Below are 14002 nucleotides of genomic sequence, written 5' to 3' on the forward strand. Positions count from 1 at the left end.
GCTGGTCACGGGAGGCTCCTGGTCTGTGCGGCGGGGGTTCTGGGACCGCCGTGAGTCGGGGTGCCCAGCGGCGCTCCACCGGCCTGCTGCCGCCCGTGGTCCCGGAGCGGCCCGTCTCACGACGAAAGGCCCGGACGCGGTCCGCGTCCAAGGCCCTGTGCTGGCTCCGGGTGGTGATCTGTGGTCAGGCGAACGCCCGCACGGCCCCACCGGGAGCCTGCGTAAAGCGCCAATACCACTGAGAAGTCACGAGGCGACCGTAGCACAGGGGCTCCGCGCGCCGGACGGAGCGTCTCACGTGCCGGTCGGACGGCCTAGGCTCGGGGCATGCCGATCCCCGAGTTCGTCGCCGCGCTCCGCTCCCGCGTCGGGACCGACCTGCTGTGGATGCCGGGGGTGTCGGCGGTCGTGGTGGACGACGACGGCCGCCTCCTGCTCGGGCAGCGCGCCGACACCGGGCAGTGGGCCGTGATCAGCGGGATCCTCGAGCGCGGCGAGGACCCGGCGGTCGGGCTCGTGCGCGAGGTGCGCGAGGAGACGGGGGTCGAGGTCGCCGTGGACACGCTCGTCGCGGTGACGGTCACCGAGCCGATGCAGTACCCCAACGGCGACCGCTCGCAGTACCTCGACCTCGCGTTCCTGTGCCGGCCCGTGTCCCCCGCTGCTGCGGCGGCAGCGCACGTCGCCGACGACGAGTCGCTCGCGGTCGCGTGGTTCGACCCGGACGACCTGCCCGACGACCTCGCGCCCTCCACCGTCGAGCGCCTCGGTCACGCGCTGGGCCGGCTCGCCGACCCCTCAGCCGGCCCCTTCTTCGTCCGCTGAGGCCACGCGCGACGTCTCCGTCCCGGACGCGCCCGACGCCTCCGGGCCGAGCCAGCGCACGGCGAGCAGGCACGCGTCGTCGTCCTCCGGTGCGCGCGCGACGACGGCCTCCAGAAGCTCCGTGCCGTCCAGCCCGGCTTCCAGCGCGTTCGTGACGATCTCCGCGAGCTCGTCGAGCGCGAGCGCGAGCGGGCGGTCACGCCGCTCGACGACCCCGTCGGTGAAGAGGAGCAGCAGGTCGCCCGGGGCGAGCGTGACGGCGTCGGCGACGCGCGGCGTCGTGCCCCGGACGCCCAGCGGGGTGGACCGTGCCTCCCACAGGTAGCCCGCCGACCCGTCCGCGCGCACGAGCAGCGGCGGGAGGTGACCGGCGCACGTGTAGCGCAGCACCCCCTCGCGCAGCTCGAGCTCCCCGTAGACGAGGCTCGCCATGAAGCCCGTCCCCGTCCGGTCGACGAAGCGGTCGAGCCGCTCCACCACCTCCTCCGGTGGCAGGCCCGTGTCCGACGCCGCGCGGACCGCCGTCCGGAGCTGCCCCATCGCGGTCGCGGCCTTGAGCCCGCGCCCCACCACGTCACCGACCGAGAGCGCGACGACGTCCGGGGCGACGCGGAAGGTGTCGTACCAGTCGCCGCCGACCTGGAGGTCGTGCACGCCTGGGCGGTAGCAGGCCGCGATCTCCACGTGGGGGTCGGCGACGATCCCGTCCGAGAGCATCGCGCCCTGCAGCTCGCTCGCGACCGACACGCTCTGCTCGTGCGTCGTCGCCCGGGCCAGCGCGAGCGCCGCGAGCTGCCCGGCCGCGGCGGCCGTACCGAGGTCGACCGGTTCCGAGCCCGCCGCCCGGCGGGGCTCCAGTGCGAGGACGCCGAGCAGCGCCCCGGCCGTGCGCAGCGGGACGACGACGGTCCCGTCCGCGCGCACGCCCGCCTCGGCCAGCTCGTCGACCGTGGGGGCCGTCACCCCCGCCGCACCGCCCCAGCGCCGGAGCGGACCCCGCTCCTGGGGCGTCCACAGCGCGGCGTCGCCCGCGCCGAGCATCGTCACCGCGGCCCGGAGCAGGACCCACGCGACGCCGTCGAGACCGGCGACGCTCGCGAGGTCCGCCGCGATGCCGTGCAGCAGCCGGACGCGGCGCTCGGCCTCCTCGGCCGCGCGCCGGGCGCCCACGAGCTCCTGCTCGAAGCGGGACCGCTCGCGTGCGCCCAGCATCGCGACCTCGACGAGGCGCTCGCCCCGGGCCTCGCGCCCGATCGCGGTGAGCAGCACCGGCTCTCGGCCCCGCGGCGTGCGCAGCTCGACGGCGACCTCGTCGACCCGGCCCTCGATGTGCAGGCGCGGGCCCAGGTGGGTCTCCCAGTAGATGCGGCCCCCCACCGTGAGCAGGTCCGCGAGCCGCCGCCCCGCGACGGCCTCCACGTCGGGCACGTCGAGGAGCCGCAGGAACTCGTCGTTCGCGTCGAGGACGCGCGCCTCCGCGTCGAGGAGCAGGAGCGCGACCGGCGCGAGCACCCAGCGCTCGCCCCGTGACATCACCATCAGGCGCCACCGAGCCAGTCGCGCATCGCTTCCACGAGGAGCGTCGGGTGCGAGAGGTTGGGACAGTGCCCGACCGAGTCGATGACGACGAGCTCGCTCCCCGGGAGGTGCTCGTGCACGTACCGACCCACCGTCGGCGGGGCGATCACGTCCTCCCTGCTCTGCACGACGAGGCTCGGGGTGCGCACGCGCGCCAGGTCCGACCGGTTGTCGCCGAGGAACGTCACGCGCGCGAACTGGCGGGCGATCGCCGGGTCGTTCCGGCGGAAGACCTCCGCGAGCTCGTCGCCCAGCGCCGGGCGGTCGGGGTTGCCCACGATCACCGGCGCCATCGCCTGCGTCCAGCCCAGGTAGTTCGCGTCCATCGTCTCGAGGAGCTCGTCGATCTCCTCGGCGGAGAACCCGCCGCGGTACCCCTCGTCGTCGATGTACCGGGGGCTCGGCCCGACGAGCACCAGGCGGTCGACGAGGTCGGGCCGGTCCGCCGCGGCGAGGAGCGCGATCACCGCGCTCACCGAGTGGCCCACAAGGATCACGGGCTCGTCGGCGACGTCCTCCACGACCTCGATCATGTCCGCGACGTACCCCGCGAGCTCCGCGTGCCGCGCGGGGTCCCACGAGGCCGGGTGGGAGGCGCCGCACCCCGAGTGGTCGAAGAGCACGACCCGGTGGTCCGTCGCGAACACGGGCGCGACGAAGCGCCACATCGACTGGTCGCAACCGAAGCCGTGCGCGAAGACCATCGTCGGTCCGCCCGACGGTCCCGCGACACGCACGTTGTTGCGTTCGCGCACGTCCACGGGTCACAGCGTAGAGGGGAACCCGAACGGGTGAGCAGGACCGGCGCGGGTGAGATCGCTCCCGCCGGGGCCCGGCACGGCGATCGACCACCCCGCGCACGGCACAATGTCCTCATGCGTGTCTCGGCGAAGGCTGACTATGCCGTGCGGGCGTGCGCCGAGCTCGCGGCGTCCCCCCACGGCGACCCCGTGCGGGCGGAGGACCTCGCGGCGGGCCAGGGCCTGCCCGTGAGCTTCCTCGAGCGCATCCTCGGCGACCTGCGCCGGGCGGGCATCGTCGCCAGCGTCCGTGGTCGCGCCGGTGGTCACCGTCTTGCCCGACCCGCGTCCGAGGTCACCCTCGCCGACGTCTTCCGCGCGGTCGACGGACCGCTCGTGACCGTGCGCGACGAGCGCCCGCCGAGCCTCGAGTACGAGGGCTCCGCGGCCGCGCTCCTCGAGGTCTGGGTCGCCCTCCGCGCGAGCGTCCGCGACGTGCTCGACCGCGTCACGATCGACGACGTCGTGCGCCGCGACCTCCCCGACGACGTCCACGCCCTCGCCGCCCGCGCCGACGCCTGGGAGAACCCCTGACCCGCTGAGGCCGCGGTCGGGCTGTGAAGCTCGACCTGCCGCCTCGGAGCCCGTTAACACTGGCCCACGATGTGGTCGGCGCTTCACATACTGGACTCGTTCGGTCAACCTTGTCAGGACACGTCGGGGCCGACCCGGCCACCCGAGCAAGGAGACGCGGTGCGGACCCTCATCCTGCTGGCCCTCGTCGGCCTCGGTGCGCAGCTCGTCGACGGCAGCCTCGGCATGGCGTACGGCGTGACGTCGACGACGCTCCTGCTCGCGATCGGGACGAACCCCGCGGCGGCGTCGGCGACGATCCACCTGGCGGAGATCGGGACGACGCTCGCGTCGGGTGCGGCGCACTGGCGGTTCGGGAACGTGGACTGGAAGGTCGTCGTGCGCATCGGGGTGCCGGGCGCGATCGGGGCGTTCGCGGGAGCGACTTTCCTGTCGAACCTGTCGACCGAGGTCGCCGCCCCGGTGATGTCGCTGCTGCTCCTGGGGCTCGGCGTGTACGTGCTGACGCGGTTCACGTTCGTCGGGCTGCCGAAGGGTCGCCAGGGCCTGCCCCTGCGCAAGCGGTTCCTCGCCCCGCTCGGCCTGGTCGCGGGCTTCGTCGACGCCACGGGCGGCGGCGGGTGGGGGCCCGTCGGGACGCCGGCGCTGCTCGCCTCGGGACGCATCGAGCCGCGCAAGGTCATCGGCTCGATCGACACGAGCGAGTTCCTCGTCGCGGTCGCCGCGTCGCTCGGCTTCCTCGTCTCGCTCGGCTCGCAGGGCATCGACCTGCTGTGGGTGGGCGCGCTGCTGCTCGGCGGCCTGGTCGCGGCCCCCATCGCGGCCTGGCTCGTGCGGCTCCTGCCGCCGCGGATCCTCGGCTCGGCGGTCGGCGGCGTCATCGTCCTCACCAACGTCCGCACCCTGCTGCGCTCCGACTGGGTCGACGCGAGCGGCGCCGTCCAGGGCGTCGTGCTCGGACTGGTCGCCGTCGTGTGGGCCGCCGCCGTCGCCTGGTCCGTCCGGGCCCACCGCCGCGCCGTCGCGCTCGAGCCCACGGAGCCCGCGCCCGTATCCGCCCCCGCCGCCCCCGACCCACAACCCGCCGCCCCCTGACCCCCCTCACCCGCGCGCGAGCATGCGGTTGCTGCCCGTCGTCGGGTCAGGACGGGCGGTATCCGCATGGTCGGCCGGCGACGACCGCATGCTCGTCAGGCGCGCGCGTAGCGGCGGACGAACGCCGCGAGGATGCGGTGCGGGTGCCGGACGGCGCCTCGGCGGACGGTCGCCTCGACCTCGCCCGCGGTCTCGGGCGGGAAGTACCCGTAGTCGCGGTAGACGCCGATGCGCGTGAGGATCCCGTCCAGGTCCAGCTCGGGGTGGAACTGCGTGGCGTAGAGGTTCTCCTTGACCCGGAACATCTGGACCGGGCACGCGTCCGACGTCGCGAGCAGCACCGCGTGCGGCGGCAGCTCCCGCACCGCCTCCTTGTGCCCGACGTACGCCTCGAACGCGTCGGGCAGGTCGGCGAGCAGCGGGTCGGCGCGGCCCTCGGCCGTGAGCCGGATCGTCACGGCCGAGATGGGCTCGGCGTAGGTGTCGTCGAGGACGGCGCCCTCGTGCAGGCCGAGCGTCCCGACGCCGTAGCACGCGCCGAGGAACGGGACGTCGCGCTCGACGATCTCGTCGAGGAGCGGAGCGAGCTCCCGTTCGACGCGGCGCTGCACCGGGGACTTGTCCGCCTCGGGCAGCGACGAGTCGAACGGGCTGCCGCCGACGATCACCCCGGAGTACGCGTCGAGGTCGATCGCCGGCAGCGGTCCTGCCTCCATCCGGACGCGGTGGAGCGCGTCCGTGCCGAGCCCGGAGTACCGGAGCACGGCGTCGTGCTCGCCGTCCGCGGCGGGGTCCTCCGCCCGCGACGCGAGCAGCAGGAACGGCCTCATGCGCGCCACGCTAGGTGCGCCTCCGCGGCCACACCCGCGGTGGGCGGGTGGACTGGGGCTCAGCTCCAGCGGAAGAGCCTCACGGCGAGCGGGAGGAGCACGGCGGTCCAGGCGGCCATCACGACGAGCTGGAGCGTCGGGACCTCCGTCTCGAACCAGCCCGCCGACATCGCCTGGGCGGCGGCCCCGAGCGGGGAGAACTGGCCGATGTCCCGCACGACGTCGGGCATGATCGGGCCGGGCGTCCACATGCCCGAGAGGAAGAGCATCGGGAAGTAGACGAGGTTCCCGATCGCCGACGCGGTGCTGCCCTTGGCGGCGACCGCCGCGACGACCATGCCGAGCGAGAGCATGGACAGGACGGTGAGGACGAAGGCCAGCACGACCGTCAGCGGGCTGACGGGCGCGGCGAGGCCGAACACGACCTGACCCACGACGAGCGCGAGCGCGGAGGACACGGCGATCGCGCCGAGGTTGATGAGCAGGTGGGCGACGACGACGCCCTGCGGGCGCATCGGGGTCGTCGACAGCCGGCGGAGCAGCCCCTTCTCACGGGCGGTCGCGAAGGTCACGGGCATCGTCGTCAGCGCGGGCGTCGCGACCGCGGCGGCGAGGACGATCGGGACGTAGGTCGCGATCGCCGTCAGGCCGTCCCAGGGCGCGCCCGCCCCGGTGATCGGTTCCCGCATGCCCGGGATCGCGAGCCCGACGCCGACGAGCAGGACCGTGGGGAACACGAGCGCGAAGAACACGGCCGTGCCGTCGCGCAGGAACAGGCGGGTCTCGGTCCTCAGGAGCGTCCCGAAGCCCCGCCACCCCGAGCGGGCGGTGGGGACGCGGGTCAAAGTCGTGGTCGCGGCGGTCATCGTGCGCCTCCCTCGTGCGGGGCCGCGGAGTCCGCGGCGTGGTCGTAGGTCCGGCCGGTCACGGCGACGAACACGTCCTCGAGCGTCCGCGTGACGGTCCGGACGTCGTCGGGCACGACCTCCTGCTCGGCGAGCGCGAGCACGACGGCGAGCAGCACCCGGCGCGTCCCGGTCACCTCGATCTCGCGCCCGTCCACCTCCACGTGCTCGACGTCGGCGAGGCCGGCGAGGGTGTGGAGCGCCAGGTCGTGGCTGGCCGGGGGCACGCGCAGGCGGACCGTGCGCGACGTGTCGACGGAGTCGATGAGCTCCGCGGGCGTGCCCTGCGCGACCACGCGGCCGCCGTCGATGACGACGAGCCGGTCGCACAGGCGCTCCGCCTCCTCCATGAAGTGCGTGACGAGCAGGATCGTCACGCCACGGTCCCGCACGCGCTCGACGAGGGCCCAGGTCGCCCGGCGGGCGGCCGGGTCGAGCCCGGTGGTCAGCTCGTCGAGGACCGCGACGCGCGGGTCGCCCACGAGCGCGAGCGCGATCGACAGGCGCTGCTTCTGCCCGCCCGAGAGCTTGCCGAACGCGACGCGCCGGTGCTCGGTCAGGTCGAGGAGGTCGAGCAGCTCCTCGACGTCCGACGGCGCCTCGTAGAACGACGCGAAGAGGCGCAGCGCCTCCTCGACCGTGATCCTGTCGTGGAGCGCGGCCTCCTGGAGCTGGACGCCGACGGCGTCGCGCACCGCGGCCGGGTCGGCCTGCGGGTCGACCCCGAGGACGCGGACCACGCCGCCGTCCGCCTCGCGCAGGCCGGCGAGGCACTCGACCGTCGTCGTCTTGCCGGCACCGTTCGGGCCGAGGATGCCGAAGATCTCGCCCGGCGCGACGGTGAAGCTGACGTCCTCGACGGCGACCTTGCGGGCGTCAGAGCCACGGGGCCCCGGGTAGGTCTTGCGCAGGTTCCGGACCTCGACGACCGGGGACGTGCTGGCCGACGAGGCGCCGGTCGGGGCGGACGACGCGACGATCGCGGCGCCGGTGGGCGGTGGGGCGGCGGTGCTCATGGTGGCCTCCTGGAGGGTGTGCGCCACCCACGGACGGCGCGACGCGCCGCCCGGGAGGGCTTCGGTGCGGGCGCTCCGGGCTGGTCAGGCGCTCGCGCTGGCGGCGAACTCGACCGGTTGGATCGCGACGCCCCGCAGGACGACGCGCAGGAGCAGAGCGGCGAGCACGACCCCGAGCGCCCCGCCGAGGACGGCGAGCGCGACGGGGGTGCCGTCGAGACCGACGACGCGCGCGAGCGCGTGGCCGAAGAACCCGGACCGCAGGAAGATCTCGCTGACCACCACGGGGACGAGCGACGCGAGCACGAGGAGCACCCCGCGCAGGAACCCGAACCCGTAGAAGCCGGCGGCGATGACCATCCCGGCCAGGTAGTACACGACGCAGAAGAGCCCCTCGACGAGCATCGCCAGGCCCACCTGCGAGCCGTCGACGTAGAGCTGCGCGAGCTCCGGCTCGGTCGACCACCCGGAGCGGCGGAACAGCGCCCACTCGCCCCACTTCACGAGCGCCGTCGCGACGCCGAACGTCATCCCCGACACGGCCGCGCCGATCCACAGCCCGTGCGTGTACGAGCGGCGCGTGCCACCCGACGCGACGTGCACGGCGATCGTCATGAGGGGCAGGATGATGCCCATCACGAACAGGAAGAACTTCGCCGAGCCGGCAACTCCTCCGACCGCCTCGATGCTCACGTCGTCGTTGCGCTCCATGATCCAGAGCACGAACGCCCCGACGGCGAGCGCGATGGCCCAGAACCCCACCCCGACGTACCAGGTGCCACCGATGAAGTACCCGGCGACCGCCCTGACGCCGCGCCGGTGGGCGGCGGACTCGAGGGCGCGGCGCTCGGCGCTGCGGTGGGTCGTGGTGGTCATCGCGCCGTCTCCGTCTCGGCCTCGGAACCCGAGCGCCCGTTGCGCGTCAGGTGGACGAACAGGTCCTGCACGGGGACGGCGCCGACCTCGAGCCCGGCCTCCACGGCGGCGGCGCGCTCGTCGTCGGCGAACGCGCCGAAGAGCGTCACCTGCGCCGTGCCGCCGAGCCGCTGGCGGGCGAGCACCGCGCGACCGGCCGCGTGGCGCTCGACCACCTCGGCAGGGCCGGTGAGGCTCACGCCCCGGGCCCGGACGTCGTCGGCGTTCTCGGCGAGCAGGACGCGCCCCCGGTCGATGATGACGACGTCCTCGAAGAGGCGCTCCACCTCGGTGATGAGGTGGCTCGACAGCAGGATCGTGCGCGGGTGCTCGGCGTAGTCGGCCACGAGAGCGTCGTAGAACGCGTAACGGCTCGGGGCGTCCATGCCGAGGTAGACCTCGTCGAAGATCGTCAGGGGTGCGCGCGAGGCCAGGCCGATGACCGCCCCGAGCGCGGACCGCTTGCCGCGCGACATCTGGGTCGGCTTCTTGCGGACGTCCACCTCGAGCTCGTCGAGCAGGCGCGCGGCGAGCTCGGCGTCCCAGTGCGGGCGCAGGTCGGCGTAGTACGCGAGCGTGTCGCGTGCCTTGTCCGCCTCCCACACGTCGCCGCTCTCGCGGACGAGCTGCGTGTGCATGGTCGCCCACACGTTCTCGAACGGGTCCTCGAGCTCGCCCGCGGGGCCGACGCGCACCGTCCCCGCCGTGGGGCGGCGGAAGGCCGCGAGCAGGGCTGCGAGCGTCGTCTTCCCCGCGCCGTTGCGCCCGAGGAGGCCGGTGATGACGCCGGGGCGGACCGTGAGCGTCGCGCCGTCCAGCGCCGGGACGTCGTCGCTGCGCGGGTAGCGCACGACGACGTCGCGCACCTCGGCGGCGAAGGGCTCCGGGGCTGCGGATGCGGTCCGGGCGGACGGGTTCTGGTCGGGGGTTGTACGGCGGGCGGGCCGGGCGGTCACGGGTCTCACCTCGGGGTGGGGTCGGTGGTCGGGCCGGTGCTCTGGTCGTCGGACGTGCCGGCGGGTCGCGGCCGGCCGAGGACGTAGTCCACGATCTCGGCCGTCGGGATGTCGAGGATGTCGGCCTGCGCGAGCGCGGGGGCGAGGACCTCGTCGAAGAAGCGGGCGCGGTGGTCCGCGAGGAGCTGCTCGCGCGCCCCCGGGGCGACGAACATGCCGAGCCCGCGGCGCTTGTAGAGGACGCCCTCGTCGACCAGGCCGGCGAACGCCTTGGCGGCCGTCGCCGGGTTGATGCGGAACGTCGTCGCGAACTGCGTCGTCGACATGACCTGCTCCTCCTCCGCGAGCTCGCCCGCGAGCACCTGCGCCCGGATCATCTGCGCGATCTGGAGGTAGATGGGCTCCGGTCCGTCGAACATGGGCCCCATCCTCTCCCGCCTCGTGCGTTATCTGGTTCATTACTCCACTAATGAACCACAGATGCCGCCGATCCCACAACCCCGTCGCGCGAGGTAGAGCCCTGGTACGTCGAGGTAGAGCCTTGGTCTCGCGAGGTAGAGGCCCGGTCGTGCGAGGAGGCACCCTGGGGAGTGACCACGGCTCTACCTCGCGGGAGGCGGTGTGGAGGGAGCGTGCGAGCTCGCGGGCGGGACGCCCTGGGCCGAGCCGCTGAGCGCCTGGACGAGCCTCGCGTTCGTCGTCGCCGGCGCGGGCGTCGTGGCGGCGGCGCTGCGCCCCCGCCGGAGGTCGTCGGGCACGCCCCGGCCCGACGCCGGAGCGACCACGCGCCTGCGCGTCGCCTTCGGGATCATGGTCGCCCTGATCGGCGCGGGGTCCGTGGTCCAGCACGGACCATCACCCCTCTGGAACCCGGTCGTGCACGACCCGCCGCTGCTCGGCGCGCTCGCGCTCGTCGCGGCCGACGCCGTCGCGGACCTCGCGGGCCGTCGGCTGCGGACCTGGTGGTGGCTCGCCCCGACCCTGCTGGGCGTGCCGATCGCCGCGGCGTGGCCCACCGCCTCGGCCGCCGCGCAGGTGGTCGTCGCCGCCGTCGCCGTGGGCGCGAGCGCCCTGCGCGCGTGGCGGCGCCCCCCGGTCCGACGGCGCACCGTCGCCGCGCTCGTCCTCCTCGCCGTGGGCGGTGGGATCGGGACGTCGACGCGACCGGGCTGGCCCCTGTGCGACGCGGACGGGACGGTCGGCGTGACGCTCCAGGGGCACGCCGTCTGGCACGTGCTCGCCGCGGCCGCGCTGTGGCTGCTCGCTCCGACGCTCGCGACCCGCGCGGCCTCCTGACGGTCGACCGTTCGCCTGCCCGTGGCGGTACCCTCGGCGGCCTGCCGGTGGGACCCTGGGAGGATCCGGCGTCCCGCGGCGGGTCACGCCCTCCGGCCGCCGGCGTCACGAAGGAGTGAGACGACGATGGTCACCATTCGGCGCGGGTTCTCCAGCTTCTCGGCGGACGACCTCGACGCGGCGCGCGATTTCTACGGGAGCACCCTCGGGCTCCCCGTCACGGCACTCGACGACGGGGGCGGTCTGGTGCTCCACCTGGGCGGGGGCTCGGACGTGTTCGTCTACCCGAAGGAGGACCATCGGCCGGCCGCCTTCACGGTCATGCACCTCACCGTCGACGACGTGGACCAGGCCGTCGACGAGCTCACCGCGAAGGGCGTGACGTTCGAGCGCTACGAGGGGTTCGACCAGGACGAGAAGGGCATCGTGCGCGGGTTCATGGAGGGCGGCGACGGTGCGTGGTTCACGGACCCTGCCGGCAACATCGTCGGCCTCGCCGACGGCGAGAACATGTCACGCCTGGTCGAGGGCTGAGGCCCGGCAGATCGGCACGACGCCGCCGCGGGAGGCCCCGGCGGCGTCTGCACGTCATGGTGGAGCTTCAGCCGTCGAGCACGAACCGCCGCCCGACCCGACGCAGGGCGCTCCGCCGTCGGTCAGACGTCCGAGCACGAGGTAGAGCCCTGGCCGATGACCAGGGCTCTACCTCGTGGTACCAGAGTTCTCCCTCGGCGGACCGGGGTACTACTTCGCGAGGGCCGGGGCGAACGCCGCGCGGACGGCGTCGAGGTCCTGCGCGACGAGCTCGGCGAGCTGCACCGCGTTGAGCGCGGCGCCCTTGCGGAGGTTGTCGTTCGACACGAACAGCACGAGGCCGCGTCCGCCGGGGACGGACTGGTCGGTGCGGATGCGGCCGACGAACGACGGGTCCTGGCCCGCCGCCTCGAGCGGGTTCGGGACGTCCGCGAGCGCGACGCCCGGCGCGGACGCCAGGATCTCGCGCGCGCGGTCGGGCGTGATCGCGGCGCCGAACTCGGCGTGGATCGCGAGCGAGTGGCCGGTGAACACCGGCACGCGTACGCACGTGCCCGCGACGGCGAGCTCCGGCAGGCCGAGGATCTTGCGCGACTCGTTGCGGAGCTTCTTCTCCTCGTCCGTCTCCTCGAGCCCGTCGTCGACGATCGACCCGGCGAGCGGGACGACATTGAACGCGACGTTGCGCGGGAAGACGGCGTGCTCGGGCAGGGCGACCGCGCCGCCGTCGTGCACGAGCCCGACGAGCCCGGCACCCGTTCCCTCGGCCGCCGCGCCCGCGACGGCCTGGGCGCGCAGCTCCTCCGCGCCGGCGAGACCGGCCCCGGACACGGCCTGGTACGTCGCGACGATCAGGCGCTCCAGCCCGGCCTCGTCCGCGAGCGGCTTGAGCACGGGCATCGCGGCCATGGTCGTGCAGTTGGGATTGGCGATGATGCCCTTGCGCGCCTCGCGCAGCGCGGCGGGGTTGACCTCGGACACGACGAGCGGGACGTCCGGGTCCATGCGCCACGCGGACGAGTTGTCGATCACGACGGCACCGGCCTCCGCGAAGCGCTCGGCCTGCGCCTTCGAGGTCGCGCCGCCCGCGGAGAACAGGGCGACGTCGATCCCGCGCAGGTCGTCGGTCGAGGTCGCCGCGACGTCCTCCACGACGACGTCCGTCCCGCGCCACGGGAGCGTCGACCCGGCCGAGCGCGCGGACGCGAAGTAGCGGATGCTCGCGACCGGGAAGTCCCGCTCGTCGAGGAGGCGGCGCATGACGGCGCCCACCTGGCCGGTCGCGCCGACGACGGCGACGTGCAGGCCCTGACGGTTCTCGGTGCTCATGGTTCCTCGTCCTCTCAGCGGCCGGTGCCGGCGTAGACGACGGCCTCGCCGTCGGCGGCGTCGAGCTCGAACGCGGTGTGCACGGCGCGCACCGCGTCGTCGAGCGAGTCCTCGCGGGTCACGACGGAGATGCGGATCTCCGAGGTGGAGATCATCTCGATGTTGATGCCCGCGTCGCGCAGGGCACCGAAGAGCTTCGCGGAGACGCCCGGGTGCGACTTCATGCCCGCCCCGACGAGCGAGAGCTTGCCGATCTGGTCGTCGAACTGGAGCGAGTCGAACCCGATCTCGCCCTGGAGCGCGGACAGCGCCGACATCGCGGCCGGGCCGTCGCCCTCGGGCAGCGAGAACGAGATGTCGGTCAGTCCCGTCCGGGCGGCCGAGACGTTCTGCACGATCATGTCGATGTTCACGCCCGAGCCCGCGACGACCTCGAAGATGCGCGCGGCCGTCCCGGGCACGTCGGGCACCCCGACGACGGTGATCTTGGCCTCGCTGCGGTCGTGCGCGACGCCGGAGATGATCGGGTCTTCCATGACGGTCTCCTCGGGAAGGTCTGCGGAGCGGGGGGCGGCGTCGGCGGGCGGGGGCGCGGAGTACGCGTCCGCGCTGACGAACGTGCCCTCCTTGCCGCTGAACGACGAACGGACGTGGATCGGCACGCCGTACCGGCGGCCGTACTCGACGCAGCGCAGCGCGAGGACCTTGGCCCCGCTCGCCGCCATCTCGAGCATCTCCTCGTACGTGATGCGGTCGATCTTGCGCGCGCTCGGCACGATGCGCGGGTCGGCCGTGAAGATGCCGTCCACGTCGGTGTAGATCTCGCACACGTCGGCGTCGAGACCCGCCGCGAGCGCCACGGCCGTCGTGTCCGACCCGCCGCGCCCGAGCGTCGTCACGTCGTTCGTCGACTGCGTGACGCCCTGGAAGCCCGCGACGATCGCGACCTGGCCGCGCTCGATCGTCTCCCGGATGCGGTGCGGGACGACGTCGACGATGCGCGCCTTGCCGTGCACGGCGTCGGTGATGACGCCCGCCTGCTGGCCCGTGAACGACTTCGCCTTGACGCCCAGGCTGTTGATCGCCATGGCGAGCAGCGACATCGAGATGCGCTCGCCCGCGGTGAGGAGGATGTCCATCTCGCGCTGCGGCGGGAGGGGGGTGACCTGCTGCGCGAGGTCGATGAGCTCGTCCGTCGTGTCGCCCATCGCCGAGACCACGACGACGACGTCGTGACCGGCCCGCTTGGTCTGCGCGATGCGCTTGGCCACGCGCTTGATGCTCTCGGCGTCCGACACCGACGAACCGCCGTACTTCTGCACGACAAGTGCCACGTGCTGCTCCATCTGTCGCCGGCCTCCGTCTCTCTCAACGGCCCGCCGGGTGCTT

Annotated in this window: 15 protein-coding genes; 5 read left to right on the forward strand and 10 right to left on the reverse strand. The window is 73.9% G+C overall.

What is annotated here, in order from left to right:
- Positions 1 to 327: 327 nt before the first annotated feature.
- Entirely contained in the window at positions 328 to 825 is a 498-nt protein-coding gene (locus tag JN535_RS15940; protein ID WP_205206559.1) for an NUDIX hydrolase, read from the forward strand.
- On the opposite strand, the gene JN535_RS15945 is transcribed toward JN535_RS15940, so the two are convergent.
- Positions 799 to 2364, reverse strand: a complete 1566-nt coding sequence (locus JN535_RS15945; RefSeq protein ID WP_205206560.1) for a SpoIIE family protein phosphatase — start codon at positions 2362 to 2364, stop codon at positions 799 to 801. The genes JN535_RS15940 and JN535_RS15945 overlap by 27 nt on opposite strands.
- Positions 2364 to 3164 carry an alpha/beta fold hydrolase gene (locus tag JN535_RS15950; protein ID WP_307868821.1) on the reverse strand — a complete coding sequence of 267 codons (801 nt, stop codon included), beginning with the start codon at positions 3162 to 3164 and terminating at the stop codon, positions 2364 to 2366. The genes JN535_RS15945 and JN535_RS15950 overlap by 1 nt, the downstream gene beginning before the upstream one ends.
- Positions 3165 to 3278: 114 nt before the next feature.
- On the opposite strand from JN535_RS15950, the gene JN535_RS15955 reads away from it, so the two are divergent.
- Together JN535_RS15955 and JN535_RS15960 are read left to right on the forward strand one after the other, a co-directional pair.
- Positions 3279 to 3737: an RrF2 family transcriptional regulator gene (locus JN535_RS15955; protein ID WP_205206561.1), complete on the forward strand. Its 459-nt coding sequence runs from the start codon at positions 3279 to 3281 to the stop codon at positions 3735 to 3737.
- A 159-nt stretch (positions 3738 to 3896) separates the two neighbouring features.
- Positions 3897 to 4832 (forward strand): sulfite exporter TauE/SafE family protein, encoded by a 936-nt coding sequence (locus JN535_RS15960; protein ID WP_205206562.1) that lies wholly within the window; start codon positions 3897 to 3899, stop codon positions 4830 to 4832.
- 95 nt (positions 4833 to 4927) lie between these two features.
- Here the strand turns inward: JN535_RS15960 and JN535_RS15965 are convergent, their stop codons facing one another.
- From JN535_RS15965 to JN535_RS15990, 6 genes are all read right to left on the reverse strand, one after another.
- Positions 4928 to 5662, reverse strand: a complete 735-nt coding sequence (locus JN535_RS15965) for a glutamine amidotransferase (protein ID WP_205206563.1) — start codon at positions 5660 to 5662, stop codon at positions 4928 to 4930.
- A gap of 59 nt (positions 5663 to 5721) precedes the next feature.
- Positions 5722 to 6528, reverse strand: a complete 807-nt coding sequence (locus JN535_RS15970; protein ID WP_205206564.1) for an ABC transporter permease — start codon at positions 6526 to 6528, stop codon at positions 5722 to 5724.
- Complete coding sequence (locus tag JN535_RS15975) at positions 6525 to 7583, reverse strand: ABC transporter ATP-binding protein (protein ID WP_205206565.1); 1059 nt, start codon at positions 7581 to 7583, stop codon at positions 6525 to 6527. The genes JN535_RS15970 and JN535_RS15975 overlap by 4 nt, the downstream gene beginning before the upstream one ends.
- Before the next feature lie 84 nt (positions 7584 to 7667).
- Positions 7668 to 8459, reverse strand: a complete 792-nt coding sequence (locus JN535_RS15980) for a hypothetical protein (RefSeq protein ID WP_205206566.1) — start codon at positions 8457 to 8459, stop codon at positions 7668 to 7670.
- Positions 8456 to 9454: an ATP-binding cassette domain-containing protein gene (locus tag JN535_RS15985; RefSeq protein WP_205206567.1), complete on the reverse strand. Its 999-nt coding sequence runs from the start codon at positions 9452 to 9454 to the stop codon at positions 8456 to 8458. The genes JN535_RS15980 and JN535_RS15985 overlap by 4 nt, the downstream gene beginning before the upstream one ends.
- Before the next feature lie 5 nt (positions 9455 to 9459).
- Positions 9460 to 9873 (reverse strand): GntR family transcriptional regulator, encoded by a 414-nt coding sequence (locus JN535_RS15990; RefSeq protein WP_205206568.1) that lies wholly within the window; start codon positions 9871 to 9873, stop codon positions 9460 to 9462.
- Positions 9874 to 10075: 202 nt separating this feature from the next.
- Here JN535_RS15990 and JN535_RS15995 point away from each other — a divergent pair, with 202 nt between their 5' ends.
- Both JN535_RS15995 and JN535_RS16000 read left to right on the forward strand, forming a co-directional pair.
- On the forward strand, positions 10076 to 10750 hold the full coding sequence (locus tag JN535_RS15995) for a hypothetical protein (protein WP_205206569.1): 675 nt from the start codon (positions 10076 to 10078) through the stop codon (positions 10748 to 10750).
- Positions 10751 to 10876: 126 nt separating this feature from the next.
- A complete protein-coding gene (locus JN535_RS16000; RefSeq protein ID WP_205206570.1) occupies positions 10877 to 11284 on the forward strand; it encodes a VOC family protein in 408 nt (135 codons plus the stop codon).
- Positions 11285 to 11494: 210 nt separating this feature from the next.
- Here JN535_RS16000 and JN535_RS16005 read toward each other — a convergent pair whose 3' ends face one another.
- Complete coding sequence (locus tag JN535_RS16005) at positions 11495 to 12613, reverse strand: aspartate-semialdehyde dehydrogenase (protein WP_205206571.1); 1119 nt, start codon at positions 12611 to 12613, stop codon at positions 11495 to 11497.
- 14 nt (positions 12614 to 12627) lie between these two features.
- Positions 12628 to 13947, reverse strand: coding sequence for an aspartate kinase (locus JN535_RS16010; RefSeq protein ID WP_205206572.1), 1320 nt, complete (start codon positions 13945 to 13947; stop codon positions 12628 to 12630).
- Between the last annotated feature and the right edge of the window lie 55 nt (positions 13948 to 14002).

It is taken from the genome of Cellulosimicrobium cellulans (genome assembly GCF_016921195.1).
Classification (GTDB): Bacteria; Actinomycetota; Actinomycetes; order Actinomycetales; family Cellulomonadaceae; genus Cellulosimicrobium; species Cellulosimicrobium cellulans_F.